17 protein-coding genes are annotated in these 16,884 nt (G+C 65.9%); 5 read left to right on the top strand and 12 right to left on the bottom strand.

Going from position 1 to position 16,884, the window contains the following annotated elements; all coding sequences use genetic code 11:
• Position 1: 1 nt before the first annotated feature.
• From fabF to ACSFA0_RS06370, 8 genes are all read right to left on the bottom strand, one after another.
• Positions 2–1,246, bottom strand: a complete 1,245-nt coding sequence (fabF, locus tag ACSFA0_RS06405; protein ID WP_435449376.1) for a beta-ketoacyl-ACP synthase II — start codon at positions 1,244–1,246, stop codon at positions 2–4.
• A gap of 96 nt (positions 1,247–1,342) precedes the next feature.
• Positions 1,343–1,582: an acyl carrier protein gene (gene acpP / locus ACSFA0_RS06400; protein WP_140843300.1), complete on the bottom strand. Its 240-nt coding sequence runs from the start codon at positions 1,580–1,582 to the stop codon at positions 1,343–1,345.
• A 101-nt stretch (positions 1,583–1,683) separates the two neighbouring features.
• Complete coding sequence (gene fabG / locus ACSFA0_RS06395) at positions 1,684–2,427, bottom strand: 3-oxoacyl-ACP reductase FabG (RefSeq protein WP_435449375.1); 744 nt, start codon at positions 2,425–2,427, stop codon at positions 1,684–1,686.
• Positions 2,424–3,380, bottom strand: a complete 957-nt coding sequence (gene fabD, locus ACSFA0_RS06390; RefSeq protein ID WP_435449374.1) for an ACP S-malonyltransferase — start codon at positions 3,378–3,380, stop codon at positions 2,424–2,426. The genes fabG and fabD overlap by 4 nt, the downstream gene beginning before the upstream one ends.
• A 58-nt stretch (positions 3,381–3,438) precedes the next feature.
• Positions 3,439–4,416 carry a beta-ketoacyl-ACP synthase III gene (locus ACSFA0_RS06385; protein WP_435449373.1) on the bottom strand — a complete coding sequence of 326 codons (978 nt, stop codon included), beginning with the start codon at positions 4,414–4,416 and terminating at the stop codon, positions 3,439–3,441.
• A complete protein-coding gene (plsX, locus tag ACSFA0_RS06380; RefSeq protein ID WP_435449372.1) occupies positions 4,416–5,504 on the bottom strand; it encodes a phosphate acyltransferase PlsX in 1,089 nt (362 codons plus the stop codon). Before plsX ends, ACSFA0_RS06385 begins: the two co-directional genes overlap by 1 nt.
• 62 nt (positions 5,505–5,566) lie before the next feature.
• The gene (gene rpmF, locus ACSFA0_RS06375; protein ID WP_435449371.1) at positions 5,567–5,749 is read right to left on the bottom strand and encodes a 50S ribosomal protein L32; all 183 of its coding nucleotides are present in this window, start codon (positions 5,747–5,749) and stop codon (positions 5,567–5,569) included.
• Positions 5,750–5,893: 144 nt separating this feature from the next.
• Positions 5,894–6,442 carry a YceD family protein gene (locus ACSFA0_RS06370; protein WP_435450908.1) on the bottom strand — a complete coding sequence of 183 codons (549 nt, stop codon included), beginning with the start codon at positions 6,440–6,442 and terminating at the stop codon, positions 5,894–5,896.
• Positions 6,443–6,479: 37 nt separating this feature from the next.
• Here ACSFA0_RS06370 and ACSFA0_RS06365 point away from each other — a divergent pair, with 37 nt between their 5' ends.
• Together ACSFA0_RS06365 and ACSFA0_RS06360 are read left to right on the top strand one after the other, a co-directional pair.
• Positions 6,480–7,061 (top strand): Maf family nucleotide pyrophosphatase, encoded by a 582-nt coding sequence (locus ACSFA0_RS06365; protein WP_435449370.1) that lies wholly within the window; start codon positions 6,480–6,482, stop codon positions 7,059–7,061.
• Between the two features lie 14 nt (positions 7,062–7,075).
• Complete coding sequence (locus tag ACSFA0_RS06360) at positions 7,076–7,852, top strand: SAM-dependent methyltransferase (RefSeq protein ID WP_435450907.1); 777 nt, start codon at positions 7,076–7,078, stop codon at positions 7,850–7,852.
• A 6-nt stretch (positions 7,853–7,858) separates the two neighbouring features.
• Here ACSFA0_RS06360 and ACSFA0_RS06355 read toward each other — a convergent pair whose 3' ends face one another.
• The 4 genes from ACSFA0_RS06355 to ACSFA0_RS06340 are packed head-to-tail and all read right to left on the bottom strand — an operon-like array spanning position 7,859 to position 11,034.
• Positions 7,859–8,899: a S49 family peptidase gene (locus ACSFA0_RS06355; RefSeq protein WP_435449369.1), complete on the bottom strand. Its 1,041-nt coding sequence runs from the start codon at positions 8,897–8,899 to the stop codon at positions 7,859–7,861.
• Positions 8,900–8,954: 55 nt separating this feature from the next.
• Positions 8,955–9,320, bottom strand: coding sequence for a Rieske (2Fe-2S) protein (locus ACSFA0_RS06350; protein WP_435449368.1), 366 nt, complete (start codon positions 9,318–9,320; stop codon positions 8,955–8,957).
• A 20-nt stretch (positions 9,321–9,340) separates the two neighbouring features.
• The gene (locus ACSFA0_RS06345; RefSeq protein WP_435449367.1) at positions 9,341–10,009 is read right to left on the bottom strand and encodes an HAD family hydrolase; all 669 of its coding nucleotides are present in this window, start codon (positions 10,007–10,009) and stop codon (positions 9,341–9,343) included.
• Positions 10,006–11,034, bottom strand: coding sequence for an RluA family pseudouridine synthase (locus ACSFA0_RS06340; protein WP_435449366.1), 1,029 nt, complete (start codon positions 11,032–11,034; stop codon positions 10,006–10,008). The genes ACSFA0_RS06345 and ACSFA0_RS06340 overlap by 4 nt, the downstream gene beginning before the upstream one ends.
• Before the next feature lie 548 nt (positions 11,035–11,582).
• Here ACSFA0_RS06340 and ACSFA0_RS06335 point away from each other — a divergent pair.
• The 3 genes from ACSFA0_RS06335 to fcl all read left to right on the top strand — a co-directional run bounded on the left by ACSFA0_RS06335 (position 11,583) and on the right by fcl (position 16,884).
• Positions 11,583–14,639: an Rne/Rng family ribonuclease gene (locus tag ACSFA0_RS06335; RefSeq protein WP_435449365.1), complete on the top strand. Its 3,057-nt coding sequence runs from the start codon at positions 11,583–11,585 to the stop codon at positions 14,637–14,639.
• Positions 14,640–15,138: 499 nt separating this feature from the next.
• On the top strand, positions 15,139–15,750 hold the full coding sequence (locus ACSFA0_RS06330; RefSeq protein WP_435449364.1) for a sugar transferase: 612 nt from the start codon (positions 15,139–15,141) through the stop codon (positions 15,748–15,750).
• A gap of 165 nt (positions 15,751–15,915) precedes the next feature.
• Positions 15,916–16,884, top strand: coding sequence for a GDP-L-fucose synthase (gene fcl / locus ACSFA0_RS06325; protein ID WP_435449363.1), 969 nt, complete (start codon positions 15,916–15,918; stop codon positions 16,882–16,884).

Below are 16,884 nucleotides of genomic sequence, written 5' to 3'. Positions count from 1 at the left end.
GTCAAGCGCGCTTGAACACCAGCGTGCCGTTGGTGCCGCCGAAGCCGAAGTTGTTCTTCACGGCCACGTCGATCTGGAGGTCCCGCGCCTCGTTGGCGCAGTAATCGAGATCGCACTCCGGATCCTGATTGAAGATGTTGATGGTCGGCGGGCTTTTCTGATGGTGCAACGCGAGCACGGTGAACACCGACTCGATGCCGCCGGCGCCGCCCAGCAGGTGGCCCGTCATCGACTTGGTCGAGTTGACGACCAGCTTCTTCGCGTGATCGCCGAAAGCCAGCTTGACCGCATTGGTCTCGTTGACGTCGCCGATCTGCGTCGACGTGCCGTGCGCGTTCAGGTACTGCACCTCGTCGGCATTGACGCCGGCGTTGGCCAGCGCCATGGCCATCGAGCGGCGCGGGCCATCCACGTCGGGTGCGGTCATGTGGTACGCGTCGCCCGTCAAGCCGAAGCCGGAAACTTCGGCATAGATCTTGGCGCCGCGTGCCTTGGCGTGTTCGTACTCCTCGAGCACCAAAACGCCGGAGCCCTCGCCCAGCACGAAGCCGTCGCGGTCCTTGTCCCACGGCCGCGATGCCGTGGCCGGATCGTCGTTGCGGGTGCTCAGCGCGCGTGGCGCGGTGAAGCCGCCAATGCCGAGTGGAGAGATGGTGGATTCGGCGCCGCCCGCGATCATCACGTCAGCATCGCCGTACTCGATCATGCGAGCCGACGTGCCGATGGCATGCAGACCCGTCGTGCAAGCGGTCACCACAGCGATGTTCGGGCCCTTGAACCCGAACTTGATCGACACGTGACCCGAGATCATGTTGATGATCGAGGCCGGCACGAAGAACGGCGAAATGCGGCGGGGGCCGCGGCTCGCGTACTCGCCATGCGTCTCTTCGATCATCGGCAGGCCACCGATGCCCGAACCGATGTTGCAACCGATGCGCACGGCCTTCTCATACGAGAGGTCGTCGCCCGTGGGCAACCCGCTGTCTTGCACAGCCTGGATGGCGGCAGCGAACCCCAGATGAATGAAGCGGTCCATGTGACGCGCTTCCTTCTCCGTGATGTACTGCGTGATGTCGAAACCCTTGACCTCACCCGCGAACTTGCAGGCGAAGGCGCTCGCATCGAAGGCGGTGATGTTCGCGATGCCCGATTTCCCGGCCAATAAATTGGCCCAGGATTCGGACACCGTGTTTCCGACAGGAGCGATGCAACCGAGTCCGGTCACGACGACGCGGCGTTTGGTCATGCCGGCAAACCTTTCTGGGGAAGCACCGAGGCCGTCTCGTGGTGCACGCAGCGCCGAAGCACCACGGACCGGGACGGGCGTTCGATGCGCGGCCGATCAGGCCTTTTGATTCTTGGAGGCGTAGTCGACAGCGTTTTGCACCGTCGTGATCTTCTCGGCATCTTCGTCGGGGATCTCGATGCCGAACTCGTCTTCGAGCGCCATCACCAGTTCCACGGTGTCGAGCGAGTCGGCACCCAGATCGGCAACGAAGGCCTTTTCGTTGGTGACTTGAGACTCTTCCACGCCGAGCTGCTCGGCGATGATTTTCTTGACACGTGCTTCGATATCGCTCATTTGGTTCCCTCTGAGGGTTTATAAAGAATCGGTGGATTTTAGCCGTCCGGCCTGGGCCTGATGCCTCACGGGCCGTACGGAAAACGAATTGCGCCAGGCGCTTACATGTGCATGCCGCCGTTGACGTGCAGTTCCTGCCCCGTCACGTACGCGGCCTGCGGCGACGCGAGGTACGCCACCGCGTGTGCGATGTCGGACGGCTTGCCCAGATGCCCCAGCGGAATCTGCGAAAGCAGCGCCTGCTGTTGCGCTTCGGGCAGGCTGGCCGTCATGTCGGTTTCGATGAAACCGGGGGCGACGCAGTTTACGGTGATGTTGCGGCTGCCGAGTTCGCGTGCGAGAGCGCGGGTCATGCCCGCCACACCGGCCTTGGCGGCCGCGTAGTTGACCTGACCGGCGTTGCCCGAGGCGCCCACCACGCTCGTGATGTTGATGATGCGCCCGTAGCGCTGCTTCATCATCGGACGGATGGCTGCGCGCGACAGCCGGAAGACGGCTTTGAGGTTGGTGTCGAGCACCGCGTCCCAGTCGTCGTCCTTCAGGCGCATGGCGAGCATGTCGCGCGTGATGCCGGCGTTGTTGACCAGCACATGCAGGCCGCCGTGCGTCTTGACGATCTCGTCGACCAGCGCATCGAGCGCCGCACCGTCGTTGACGTCGAGCGCACGGCCCTGGCCGCCGAGCGCGCCGAGTGCGGTCGTGATCTTCTGGGCGCTGTCGTCGGTCGTTCCGGTGCCGATGACCTTCAGGCCGTGACGGGCCAGTTCCAGGGCGATGGCGGCGCCGATGCCGCGCGAAGCGCCGGTCACCAGGGCGATCTGCCCTTCGAATTTGATGGTGCTCATGGGGTGGTCAGCAGTTGACGGGTCTCGGCGAGCGTCGCGGGGTCGTAGACCGTCGCCGTGACAAGGTCCGGCGCGATGCGCTTGGCCATGCCGGACAGCACACGACCCGGCCCGCATTCGACGATGGTGGCGACACCGCGCGCCTTCAAGGCCTGCACGCTCTCGACCCAGCGTACGGGGCCCGCCGCTTGGCGCACGAGCGCGTCGCGAATGCGTTCCGGCGTGGTTTCGACAGCGACGTCGATGTTGTTGAGCAGGGGGATCTGCGGCGACGCGAATTCGACCGACGCCAGCTTCTCGCGCAGCGCCTCGGCGGCCGGCCGCATCAGGCTGGAATGGAACGGCGCCGACACCGACAGTGGGAGTGCACGCTTGGCGCCGTTTGCCTTGAGCACCTCGCAGGCCTTGTCGACAGCGGCCTTGCTGCCAGCGATCACCGTCTGCATCGGGTCGTTGAAATTCACGGCCTCGACACATTCGGCACTGCCCGCACCGAAGCTCGCGGTGACCTCTGCGCAACCGGCGATCACCTGATCAGCCGGCATGCCCAGCACCGCAGCCATCGCACCGGTGCCAACCGGCACGGCCTGCTGCATCGCCTGCGCACGGAAGCGCACCAGCGGTGCGGCTTGCGCCAGCGTCAGCACGCCCGCCGCGACCAGCGCCGAATATTCACCCAGCGAATGGCCCGCAACGACATCCGGCGTGGCGCCGCCTTCAGCCAACCAGGCGCGCCAGGCGGCGACACCGGCCACCAACATCACCGGCTGGGTGTTGGTCGTGAGGGCCAACGCTTCTTTCGGGCCGGTGCGGATCAGTTCGCCCAGGTCTTCGTCGAGCGCTGAAGATGCCTCGCGCAGGGTCTCCGCCACGGCGGGGTGGTCGCCCCACGCGTCGAGCATGCCGACCGCCTGGGAGCCCTGCCCTGGAAATACGAATGCGAAGGAAGTCATGGTCTCTTGTCTTTGTCAGGTGCGAACGTCCGGGCGAAAAGCGGCTCGCCCGTGGCATTCACAGGGTCAGGAGCACAGCACCCCAGGTGAACCCGCCGCCGACGCCCTCGAGCATGACGGTTTGCCCTTTTTGAACCTTGCCGCTGCGAACCGCGTCGTCCAGCGCCAGCGGGATCGAAGCGGCCGACGTGTTGCCGTGGTCGTGCACCGTCACCACCAGCTTTTCCCGCGGAAGCTTCAGCTTCTTCGCCGTGCCTTCCATGATGCGGATGTTGGCCTGATGCGGGATCAGCCAGTCGATGTCGGCCTCGGTCTTGCCGGCCTTCGCCAACGTTGCGCGCGCCGCATCTTCGAGCACGCGCACGGCGAGCTTGAAGACGGCCTGTCCGTCCATGTGCAACAGCGGCGTGCCCAGCACCTGCCCGCCGGACACGTGGCCGGGCACACAGAGGATGCCGACATGCTTGCCGTCGGCGTGCAGATCGCTCGCCAGGATGCCGGGCGTCTCGCTGGCCTCCAGCACCACGGCACCGGCACCGTCGCCGAACAGCACGCAGGTGGTGCGGTCGTTGAAGTCGAGGATGCGCGAGAACACTTCGGCACCAACCACCAGCGCGCAGCGGGCGCTGCCGGTCTTGATCATCGCGTCAGCCACCGTGAGCGCATAGACGAAACCGCTGCACACGGCCTGCACATCGAAGGCCGGACAGCCCGCGATGCCGAGCTTGTGCTGCAGGATCGCCGCCGACGACGGGAACACCATGTCCGGTGTCGAGGTGGCGACGATGATCAGGTCGATGTCTTCGGCCTTGCGTCCCGAGGCCTCCAGGGCGCGCTTCGAGGCCTCGAGGCCCAGATCGCTGCTGGTCACATCGGGTTCGGCGAAGTGGCGCGCACGGATGCCGGTGCGCTCGACGATCCATTGGTCGGACGTCTCGACACCGCGCGACGCGAGGTCACGGGCCAGTTCGTCGTTGGTCACACGGCGGGGCGGGAGAAAGCTGCCAGTACCGGTAATGCGGGAAAAAGGAGTCATCAGACGTGGAGCGAGGTCGCATCAGCCGGGGCCGCAGGCGCCGCACGTGCGAGCAGTGGCGCGGCGTGGGCGATGCGGGCCCGCACGCGATCGAGCAGGTTGTTGCGAGCGGCATCATAAGCGCGATCCAGTGCATAGCCGAAGGCCACGTCGTCCGCAGACCCATGGCTCTTGAAGACCAGCCCTCGCAGGCCCAACAGCGCGGCACCGTTGTAACGCCGGTGATCCAATCGCTTTTTAAGCGCTTTTAAGACCGGATAAGAAACGATCGCCGCAAACTTGCTGAAGGGGCCGTTCGAATACTCGTACCGAAGAAAGTCCACGATCATGGCCGCAACGCCCTCCGTGGCCTTTAGCGTGATGTTCCCGACAAAGCCATCGCAGACCACGATGTCCGTCGTGCCTTTGAAGATGTCGTTACCCTCAACATTGCCGTAGAAGTTCAAATCCTGCGACTTGGCAGCCATTCGAAGCAATTGACTTGCTTTTTTAATGGTTTCGCTGCCTTTAATCGCCTCTTCGCCAACATTGAGCAGGCCGACGGTCGGCGACTCATTGCCCGTCAACGCGGACACCAGCGCAGATCCGAGCACGGCGAACTGCAGCAGATCTTCAGCATCGCAATCGACGTTCGCTCCCAGGTCCAGCACCGTGGTGGCGCCGCCCTTGCTATTGGGCAACTGGGGCGCAATGGCAGGCCGGTCGATGCCGTCGAGCGTCTTGAGAAGATAGCGGGCGATCGCCATCAGGGCGCCGGTATTGCCTGCAGAAACCGCGGCTTGCGCACCACCATCTTTGACCTGCTGGATCGCCACGCGCATGGACGAATCCTTCTTCTTGCGCAGCGCAATCTCGATCGGGTCGTCCATGCTGACCACTTCGGTCGCGTGGATCAACGTGGCACGGGGATGCGAGAAGCCCTTGAGCGCGTCGGGCAATCCGACCAGACGCAAATAAGCCTCCGGATGGCGCTCCAGAAAGGCGCGACAGGCCGGCAACGTGATGCGCGGGCCATGGTCGCCGCCCATGCAATCCACGGCGAGCGTGATTGCGGCGGGTGCGGGAGCGAGTGAAGGAGAAATAACCATCAAAACAAAGGCCCGACGCTACGGCAGAGGTAGCTTCGGGCCTCGGCCTTGAATCTCGAGGATCAGGACTCGGACTTGGTCTTCAAAACCTTGCGGCCACGGTAGAAGCCGTTCGGGCTGATGTGGTGACGCAGGTGAATTTCGCCCGTGGTCGGCTCGACGGCGATGCCGGGCACGTCGAGTGCGTTGTGCGAACGGTGCATGCCGCGCTTGGAAGGCGACTTCTTGTTTTGCTGGACGGCCATGATGGCTCCTGGAATTCGGTTGGGTGGTGGGCGGTGCGGGGCGGCATCGACACAAAGTCCTTCAGGACCTGACCAATGGCGGCGCGCGCGAAGCCCATGATTATAGCGCGCGACAAGTCAATGCGCTACTCGGAGCCGAAAAGGTCAGCTTGGCTTGCGTCCGCGCAAGGCTTCCAGTGCGGCGAAAGGGTTGGGCGCCGCTTCCTCTGCCTCCTCGAAGCCGGGATCCATCACCGACAGGCGGACGGGCACCGGACACACGTCATGCCGCGGTGTCACGGGGACCTCCATGAGCAATTCGTCCTCGATCAGCGCCAGCAGGTCGAAGTCACGCGCGGCCACCAGCACGTCTTCTTCGGACGCCTCGTCCTCCAACGCGGCCGTTGCCTCATCGGCCGCGAAGCGGAAGGCGCGATCGACCAACAGCGGCAACTGGACAGGCGTCAAGCAACGCTGGCAGACGAAGGGCAGCGTCGCCTCGACGCGCAGGTGAAGCCAGGGCGCCATGACACCGTCGCCGCCCGCACGGCGTTCGCCGATCGCTTCCCACCTCACAGGGGCGTCCGCGGCAGGCTCGGCCAGTTCGGAGACCAGCCGCTCGAAGTCCGACACCGGCGTTTCGCCGGCCAGGGTATCCGCCGCGGTCGCAAAGGCGTTCACGTCGATCCGTGATGTTGCAAATTCTCTGTTCATTCCGGTCAGTCTAAACCGCTCGCGCACAATGAGCGTCATGCCACGTACGCTCATCCTCGCCTCGACATCCCGCTACCGCCGCGAACTGCTGGACCGCCTTCGCCTGCCCTACGAGGTGCATGCGCCACACGTCGACGAGGCCCCCCTGGCCGGCGAAACGCCGCTGGCGCTGTCGCAGCGTCTAGCCCTGGCCAAGGCCCATGCCGTCGCTGCCCGGTTTCCGGAGGCGATCGTGATCGGTTCGGACCAAGTGGCCGACCTGAATGGTGAACCGCTCGGAAAACCCGGCGACCATGCGCGGGCCGCGCTCCAGCTGCAGCGGATGCAGGGGCAAATGCTGGTGTTCCAGACCGCCGTGGCCGTCGTCTGTGCGGCCACCGGCTTCAGCGCCCATGACGTCGCACCGGTGCGCGTGACTTTCCGCCCACTCCATGACGACGCCATCGAGCGTTACTTGCGCGCCGAGGAGCCCTACGACTGCGCAGGCAGCGCCAAAAGCGAAGGACTGGGCATCGCGCTGCTCGAATCCATCGACAGCGACGACCCCACGGCCCTCATCGGCCTGCCCTTGATCCGCACCTGCCGGATGCTGCGGGCGGCGGGCGTGGACCTGCTGTGAGCGCCCCTTCAATGATGGCGCCCGTGAACGAGCACGTCCGCGGCAAGCTGTACCTGGTGCCTGCCCCGCTCGACTTCGGCTGCGAAACCCAGGCGCCGCTGCAGGACGTGCTGCCGCTCGGCACGCTGCAGGCTGCGGCACGGATCACCCACTGGGTCTGCGAGAACGCCAAGACGGCGCGTGCCTATCTCAAGCGGATCGATGCGGTGGCACCGCTCGCAGCGCCCGTGCAGGCGCAGCACATCCAGGAACTGCCGCGCGAGGTGCACAAGAAGGGCGACCACGCCGGCCAGTTTGATGCACGCCCGCTGCTGGCCGCCGCGCTCGACGGCCATGATGTCGGCCTGCTCAGTGAGGCCGGCATGCCGGCCGTGGCCGACCCGGGTTCGTCGGTGGCGCGGGCTGCGCACGAGCTCGGCATCACGGTCGTGCCGTTGACGGGGCCTGTGTCACTGCTACTGGCGTTGGCCGCGAGCGGCTTGAACGGCCAGAACTTCGCTTTCGTGGGCTATCTGCCGCAGGACGCTGCCGCACGCATGCAGCGCATCCGAGAGCTGGAAGCGCTCGCGTTGCGCACCGGCCAGACCCAGCTCTTCATCGAGACGCCCTACCGAAACACCGCCCTGCTCCAGGCCCTGACGCAGACGCTGCAGCACAACACGCGGTTGGCCGTGGCACGCGGCCTGACGCTGGCCACGGCAGACGTGCGCAGCGAGACGGTCAAGACGTGGCGCGCCCGGCCCCCTGCGGCGGACGACCGCCAGCCAGCGGTCTTCGCGATCGGACGTTGAAGATCCTCAGCGCAGCGCTGGCACGCTGTGCAGCGCGCGCACGGAGGCATCGCCCACCGCCGCGCCGAACTTCTTGGCCAGCTTCTCGGCGACGTTGTCGCGCCGGGTGTAGTCGATGACTTCTTCGGCCTGCAGCACTTCGCGGGCGACGAAGTCGACGTTGCCCAACTGGTCGGCCAGGCCCAGGTCGACCGCCTGCTGGCCGCTCCAGAACAGACCGCTGAACAGGCCGGGCGTGTCGGTCTTGAGGCGCTCGCCACGTCCCTTCTTCACGACGTCGATGAACTGCGCGTGGATCTGGTTGAGCATCATCTGCGCATGGGCGCGCTGCGCGTCGTTCATCGGGCTGAACGGGTCGAGAAAGCCCTTGTTCTCGCCAGCCGTGAGCAGACGGCGCTCGACGCCCAGCTTCTCCATCGTGCCGGTGAAGCCGAAGCCGTCCATCAGCACGCCGATGCTGCCGACGATGCTGGCCTTGTCGACGTAGATCTTGTCCGTGGCCGCGGCGATGTAGTACGCCGCGGAAGCGCAACTTTCCTCGACGACCGCGTACACCGGCTTGTTGTACTTGGCCTTCAGGCGACGGATCTCGTCGCTGATGATGCCGGCCTGCACCGGGCTGCCGCCCGGTGAGTTGATGAGCAGCACCACCCCCTTCGCGCCGGCGTCCTCGAACGCGGTCTTCATGGCGGCCACGACGAATTCGGCGCTCGCATCGGCGCCGTTGGCGATCTCGCCCTTGATCTCGACCACCGCCGTGTGCGTGGTCGACGTGGTTGTGCTGGGCGCCGCGCGCGACATGGCGAACCACACCAGAAAGACGAAGAAGGCGAGCCAGGACAGGCGCACGAAGGTCTTCCAGCGACGCGTGGCGCGCTGCTCGCGCAGCGAGGCGAACGCGAGTTTCTCGAGGGTGGCACGCTCCCAGCCGGGCTGCGTGGTCGGATCGTTCTTGGACATGGCGGTGGGGGATGGCGCGCCCGTGATCGGCGCGGGACGTTCGAAAGGCTCGAAACCCTGCGGTTCCGTGCGGGTGGGGTCGGTCATGGCGGTCGGGCAGGCCACCGCGCGAGGCGGCCGTGATGGGTCGAAAGATCGGAGGCTAGAAGGCGATCGGCTGAAGGTTCCAGGCAGTATGCCAGTGCACCACGCCATCGTTCTCGCTCAATTCGATCTTCACGAGCCCGCCCCGGCACGGCCCGCCCTCGCAGGCGCCGGTGTCCGGCCGGTAGGCTGCGCCGTGGGTAGCGCACAACAGCCATTGGCCGGTGTCGTCGAAAAAGCGGTCGGGCTGGTAGTCCATCTCCATCGCGATGTGGCTACAGCGGTTGAGGTAGGCATGGGGCAGGCCTTCGAAGCGGACCGCGAAGGCTCGGCAGGTTTCGCCGCCGTGGATCACGTCGAAGGGGACAGCGAGGCCACCCTCCACCAGATCGGACGAATTGCACAGCGCGATAGCGTCGGTCATGGCAGCCTCCTCGAATGGGTTCAGGCGTTGCCGGCCAACCAGGCCGCCAGATCATCGACCGAATGGGCGACGTGCAACGGGTTCAAGGGCGTGAAGCTGTCCGGCTCATGCGCTCCGTAGCTCACGCCGACGCTGGCGCAGCCCGCATTGATGGCCAGCTGCAGGTCGTGCGTGGTGTCGCCGATCATCAACGTACGCTCCGCCGGCACATCCAGCTCCTCCATCAGTTCGAGCAGCATGCGCGGGTGCGGCTTGCCGTGCGTTTCGTCCGCGGTGCGCGAGCTGTCGAAGCGATGGCGCATCGGCGCTCCGGACAGCGCCTCGTTCAGCCCGCGCCGGGACTTGCCCGTCGCGACCGCAAGCAGATGGCCGCGCACCTTGAGCGCATCGAGCATCGGCAGCACCCCGTGAAAGAGCATCACGTCGTCCTGGCGCTGCAGGTAATGGTGACGGTAGCGCGCGCCCAGCTCGGCGTACTTTTCGCGCGGCACGTCGGGCGCAGCGCGCGCCAGCGCCTCGGCCAGGCCCAGGCCGATCACCCAGGCGGCGTCGCGTTCGCTCGGCATGGCGCCGCCGACATCGACCACAGCGGCCTGGATGCAGCGCGCGATGAGCTGCGTGGAGTCGTAGAGCGTGCCGTCCCAGTCGAAGACGATCAGGTCGAAGCGGCGTGAGGAGGGTTCGGTCATGCGGAGGACATCGGAGACGGAAGGGTCAAGGCGGCCGTGGCGGACGGCGGCATCAGGTTGGCGAGTTCCGGCGGGAGGTCCGCCTGAAGCGCCGTGCGCTCGCCGGTCGCAGGGTGGTTGAACTGGAGCCGCCACGCGTGCAGGAACATGCGCTTGAGGCCGCACTTCTGCAAGGCCCGGTTGCGCTCGAACGAGCCGTATTTGTCGTCGCCGGCGATCGGGTGTCCCGCAGAAGCCAGATGCACGCGGATCTGGTGCGTCCGCCCCGTCTTGATGGTGACCGCAAGCAGTGACATCGGCGCGGCATTGCCGGGCAAGGTGACCGCCGCCAGCACGCGCACCAGTGTGACGGCGTGCATCGCGTCGGGATGGTCCTTGGCGACGACGCGCACGCGGCGCTCTCCATCGGGCAACAGGTACTTCGTTAGCGGCGCGTCCAGCACCTTCTTGTTGGCGGGCCAGGCGCCCTCGACCAGGGCCAGGTAGGTCTTGCCGGTCTCGCGCTCGCGGAACTGATCCTGCAGCGCGGTGAGCGCGCTGCGCTTCTTGGCGATCAACAGGATGCCGGAGGTCTCCCGGTCCAGGCGATGCACCAGTTCGAGGAATTTCGCCTGCGGCCGGGCGGTGCGCAATTGCTCGATCACGCCGAAGCTCACGCCGCTGCCGCCGTGGACCGCCACGCCGGCGGGCTTGTCGATGGCGAGCAACGCGTCATCTTCATACAAGAGCGGAAACTCGCGCGCCGGCGCGGGCGGGGTGGCGCCCTCTTCCGATCGCGCTGCCACACGCACGGGCGGCAGCCGCAGCACGTCACCGGCGGCGATGCGGGTGTCGGCCTGGGCCCGCCCCTTGTTGATGCGGACTTCGCCCGACCGGATGATCCGGTAGACGTGCGTCTTCGGCACCCCCTTCAATTGGCGGAACAGGAAGTTGTCCAGCCGCTGACCGGCCGATTCTTCATCGACCGTCATAAAACGGACTTCGGACGCGCCGGGCTGCGGCTTCGCACCTATAATGTTTTTCACCAGCGCGGTCTTGTAAGTGCTTGATTAAACAGAAGTTTAGAGCACCGCCAAAAGCGCTGGAAGGTCGATGCCGCTTGAGCGCCCGAGCCTGCAAACCCCGCGCTAGAGCGCAAAGTGGCAGGCCAAGCGCACAAGTCAAGCCGACGCCCACGAAACACCGATACGGAATACCCAGCCGGCAGGCTCCAAGCGGCCGGCGGATCGAAGCGAGTTCTCTTGTGTTGATGCTGTTGATTCAACTTTGCCTGCGCTGGCCCACCTGGCTGTTGCCAGCGGCCCGCGGCATCGGATCTCCAGCGGCCCGCGCGGCCCCTGTCGCGCAGCCCGCCACCCACAACGTGGCGCGTCACCATCACATCGGGCTCGCGCCCATCCATGCGCCCCCACCTCCGCTGTCTCTGAGCTGACGCTCGGAGGACGTCTGCGCTTGCGCGTCGTCCGGCAGACAGTGTGGGTACAGCGGCAATTCCCCTGGTTTCGCAGGCGTCGTCCGTGCATCGTTGGCCCGTCATGGGCCGGTAGAACGATACATACAAGGACAACGCATCATGAAGCGGATGCTGATCAATGCCACGCAGCCCGAAGAGCGCCGCCTGGCCATCGTCGACGGGCAAAAGCTCCTCGACTACGAAATCGAGATCGAAGGGCGCGAACAGCGCAAGGGCAATATCTACAAGGCCGTCGTGACCCGCGTCGAGCCTTCGCTCGAAGCCTGTTTTGTCGACTACGGCGAAGACCGCCATGGCTTCCTGCCATTCAAGGAAATTTCCAAGCAGTACTTCGCCGAAGGCGTGTCGGCCAGCCAGGCCCGCATCCAGGACGCGATCCGCGAGGGCCAGGAACTGGTCGTGCAGGTCGAGAAGGAAGAGCGCGGCAACAAGGGCGCGGCCCTCACCACCTTCATCTCGCTGGCTGGCCGCTACGTCGTGCTGATGCCGAACAACCCGCGCGGCGGTGGCGTCAGCCGCCGCATCGAGGGCGACGACCGGGCCGAGCTCAAGGAAGCGATGGACCAACTGGAGTACCCCAAGGGCGCCAGCATCATCGCCCGTACCGCAGGCATTGGCCGCTCGGCGCCCGAACTGCAGTGGGACCTGAACTATCTGCTCAAGCTCTGGAGCGCCATCGATGGTGCGTCCAAGGGTGCCAAGGGCGCGTTCCTGATCTACCAGGAATCGTCGCTGGTCATCCGCGCCATCCGCGACTACTTCAATCACGACATCGGCGACATCCTGATCGACACCGACGACATCTACGAACAGGCGCAGCAGTTCATGGCGCACGTCATGCCCGAGCATGCCGCCCGCGTGAAGCGTTACCGCGACGACGCGGCGCTGTTCAGCCGCTTCCAGATCGAGCACCAGATCGAATCGGCCTACGCCCGCACGGTGCAGCTGCCCTCGGGCGGCGCGATCGTGATCGACCACACCGAAGCGCTGGTGTCGATCGACGTGAACTCGGCCCGCGCCATCAAGGGCGGCGACATCGAAGAGACCGCCACCCGCACCAACCTCGAAGCCGCCGACGAAGTGGCCCGCCAGATGCGACTGCGCGACCTGGGCGGCCTGATCGTCATCGACTTCATCGACATGGACGAGTCGAAGAACCGCCGCGAAGTCGAAAGCCGTCTGCGCGATGCGCTGCGGCAAGACCGCGCCCGCGTGCAGTTCGGCTCGATCAGCAAGTTCGGCCTGATGGAGATGAGCCGCCAGCGCCTGAAGCCGGCACTCTCCGAAGGCTCGTCGATTCCCTGCCCGCGCTGCGGCGGCTCGGGCCACATCCGCGACACGGAATCGAGCGCCCTGCAGATCCTGCGGATCATTCAGGAGGAGTGCCTCAAGGACAACACGGCTGCCGTGCACGTGCAAGTGCCGGTCGAGGTCGCTTCGTTCCTGTTGAACGAAAAGCGCCCGGAGATCGCCAAGATCGAGCTCAAGCAGCGCGTCACCGTGCTGATGGTGCCGAACAAGACTTTCGAGACGCCCAACTACAAGCTCGAACGTCTCAAGCACGACGACCCGCGCCTCGACCACATCGAAGCCAGCTACAAGATGGCCGAGGAAGTGGAAGATCCGACCTCGGTCACGCGCCGCTCGCAGGAGCCCACCAACCGCCAGACGCCGGTGATCAAGGGCGTGCTGCCCGACGCGCCGGCGCCCGTGGTACCGCCGAAGCCCGAACCCGTCCAGGCACCGGCACCCGTCGCTGCAGTGATGCCGCCGGCCGCTCCCGTGGCTGCACCCGCACCGGCGCCCGCCGAGCGCGGCTTCTTCGGCTTCATCAAGAGCCTGTTCGGCGGCGGCGCTTCGGCACCGGCGCCGGCAGAAGCGCCGGCGGAGATGCCTGCCAGCGCGATTCCTGTCGATGCGCCCAAGCCGACGCGACGTGACGGCCGTGGCGGGCGCGACGGTGAACCCCGCGGCGCGCGTGACGGCGAACAGCGCCGCGGCGGACGCGGTGAAGGCCGTGGTGAGGGCCGTGGCGGTCGCGACGGCGAACAGCGCCGTGGCGGACGTGGCGGCGAACGCCGCAACGGCGAGCGCAGCACCGAAGTTCGCAGCGATGCGCCGGTGCGCGAACCGCGTGAACCCCGCGAGCCACGCGAGGGCCGCGCTCCACGCGAAGGCGAACCACGCCGCAACGGGCGCGGCGGTGAGCGTCGTGACGCAGAGCGGCCGGTCTCGCTCGAAGGCACCGAAGCGATGCAGGAGCAAGCGCCGATCGCGGGCGCCGAGGGTGACGGCATGGCCGCACCGGTCGAACGCGCACCCCGCGGCCGGCGTGAGCGCGGAGAGCGTAGCGAACGCACCGGCGAGGCGCGGGAGCGCAACAACGGCGAAACGCCGACACGCGAAGTCAACGCCGAAGCGTCGTCTGGCGAAGCCATGCCTGAACGTGCACCGCGCGAAGAGCGTGCGCCGCGCGGCGAAGGCCGGCGCGAACGCCGGGGCCAGGAAGGTGCTGCCCGTGCAGACACCGTCGATGCCCCGACGGCTGAACTGTCCATGGACGCTGCGGCCGAGACATCGGCAGAAGGCGCGATGCCCGCGGCCGAGCCCTCGTCGCGTCGTGATGGCGACGAGCGCCGCGGTCGCACGCGTGACCGCTACGGTCGTGACCGCCGCGAGCGTGCACCGCGTGACGGTGCCGACGCCGAGGTGACGATGGCCCCCGACACGGAGGCCGACACGGCGCCCGTGGCGGTCGAACCGATCGCGATGCCAATGGAAGTTGCAGCGCCGCAACAACCTGTCGAACGCACGCCGCGCACGTCGGTTCCGGCGACCGTGGCCGTTGCCCGCGCGCCGGCCAATCGCAATGCGCGTCAGGCGCTTCCCAAGGTGCAACCGTTCGAACTGCCGCTGGCCGATCTGGCGCAGGTCGCCGAGGGCTCCGGCCTGCACTGGGTGAACTCCGACGCCGAGCGGGTCGCCCAGGTCCGCGCGGCGATCGATGCCGAACCCAAGCCGATCCATGTGCCGCGCGAACGCGCACCGGCGACCGTCGTCGACGATGGCCCCCTGGTGTTGGTGGAAACGCGCCGCGATCTGGCCGCGACCACGCTGCCCTTCGAGCAGGAAGCAAGCGACAGCCGCCCGAGCTGACACTCGGCACAAGCAGGCCGCTGCCGCCGAAGGCGCAGCAGCTCTCGTCTGAACCGGCGGGCCGTGACAACGCTTTTCAGCGTGGGTCGCGGCCCTTTTTCTTTGGCGGTCTGCCCCATTCCGACCCTCTCACCCTCGGGAAGTCCGCCCTCTTTGCGGCTATCCGTGTCCCCTTGTATCCGTCAGCCGAAAGAATTACTTTCGCACCTAGAATGCTGCAGTGCACAAGGCTCGCGCGGTGTGAAATAGTGCACGTTTAGACGATTGGCAGGAAGTTCTACCGCTTTTGCCGGCACGACAGACTAGAACGAATGTGTTCAAATTCTTGCCAATAGTATTAAAGCGTTACGCTGCTTCCGCTGTGAAGCAGCCCCCAAGGGGAAAGCCCATGTTTCGTACCGATTCGACTGCGCAAGGAAATCTGATGCGGCGTCATCCAGGCGGCGGCGAACCCTCGTCTCCGGCTCCTACCACCTACTCGCCGCGGCAATTGACCTTCGTGCAGCGCACCATCAAACGCATCGTCGACATCGTCGCGGCGCTGGTGTTCTTTGCGCTGTTCGGGCCTCTGTATCTTGCCGTCGCGCTGGGTGTCGCCATCAGCATGGGGCGGCCGGTGCATTTCTGGCAGGTCCGGATCGGTGAAGGCGGCCAGCGCTTTCGCTTCTACAAGTTCCGCTCGATGGTGCGCGACTCCGAAACCATCCTGGACGACTATCTCAGCAAGAACGATGCGGCCCGCACCCAGTGGGACACATTTCAAAAGCTGGAGCAGGACCCCCGTATCACACCGCTGGGCCGGATCATCCGCAAGATCAGCCTGGACGAACTGCCCCAGTTCTGGAACGTGCTCAAAGGCGACATGAGCCTGATCGGACCGCGGCCTTGCATGGAGCGCCAGCGCAGCCTTTACGGCCGCCACTGGGCGCACTATTGCGCCATGCGCCCGGGCATCACCGGGCTCTGGCAGGTCAGTGGCCGCAATCGGCTGTCGTACGCCCAGCGTGTCGAACTCGACGCCTACTACGTCAACAACTGGTCGCTCTGGCTTGACCTCAAGATCCTCGTGAAGACGGCCCGTGCGGTCATTTCCGGCGAAGGTTCGCGCTGACCCTGGGGAGCGCACCTCCCAGGTCATTCGACGCTCGGGGAAAAGAGCGATGATGCGGTCTGCGCGCCTGGATGTCGCCCGTTGTCTTGGCATGGCCAAGGCATAGCGACCCTCGCACACGAGCAGTGTCCACACTTGTCTCGCCCCATTGAAGCTCACACACGCATGAACCAACTTGATTCGCCCATCTACGTGGCTGGCCACCGCGGCATGGTGGGCAGCGCCATCGTCCGCTGTCTCGAAGCGCAGGGCCACACACGCATCATCACCCGCACCAGCGCCGAACTGGATCTGACCGACCAAGCGGCCGTGCGCGACTTCATGGCACAGGAAAAACCAGCGCAGGTGTATCTCGCTGCTGCCAGGGTGGGCGGCATCCACGCCAACAATACCTACCCGGCCGAGTTTCTGTATTCGAACCTGATGCTGGAAGCGAATGTGATCCACCAGGCCTGGCGCAGCGGCGTGCAGCGGCTCCTGTTTCTCGGGTCGAGCTGCATCTATCCTCGCCTGGCGCCTCAGCCGATGGCCGAAGATGCCCTGCTTACCGGCAAGCTGGAGCCCACCAATGAGCCGTATGCCATCGCCAAGATCGCCGGCATCAAGCTTTGCGAGAGCTACAACCGACAGTACGGCACCGACTACCGAAGCGTGATGCCGACCAACCTCTACGGGCCAGGCGACAACTACCACCCGGACAATAGCCATGTGCTGCCGGCGCTGATCCGCCGCTTCCACGAAGCACGCGAGGCCGATGCGGCCGACGTCGTCATCTGGGGAACCGGCCAGGCAAAACGTGAGTTCCTGTACGTCGACGACATGGCGGAGGCCTGCGTTCACGTCATGAACCTCGAAGCGAATCGCTACGACGAATTCACGGAGCCGATGAACAGCCACATCAACGTGGGCAGCGGCGAAGACCTTTCGATCGCCGAACTGGCGCGACTGGTGAGCGACGTGATCGGGTACCAGGGCGAAATCCGCCAGGACACGAGCAAGCCCGACGGCGCGCCGCGCAAGCTGCTGGACATCACGCGCATCCGCGACTTGGGTTGGGCGCCGCAGGTCCAGCTGCGCGAGGGCATCGAACGCGCCTATCAAGACTTCCTGTCGCGCGCGGCGGTTGCCGCCTGA

The organism is Variovorax restrictus, assembly GCF_051216715.1.
In the GTDB taxonomy this organism is placed as follows: Bacteria; Pseudomonadota; Gammaproteobacteria; order Burkholderiales; family Burkholderiaceae_C; genus Variovorax.
Note: the sequence above shows the minus strand (reverse complement) of the source record. Positions and strands in the feature narration are given on the sequence as shown.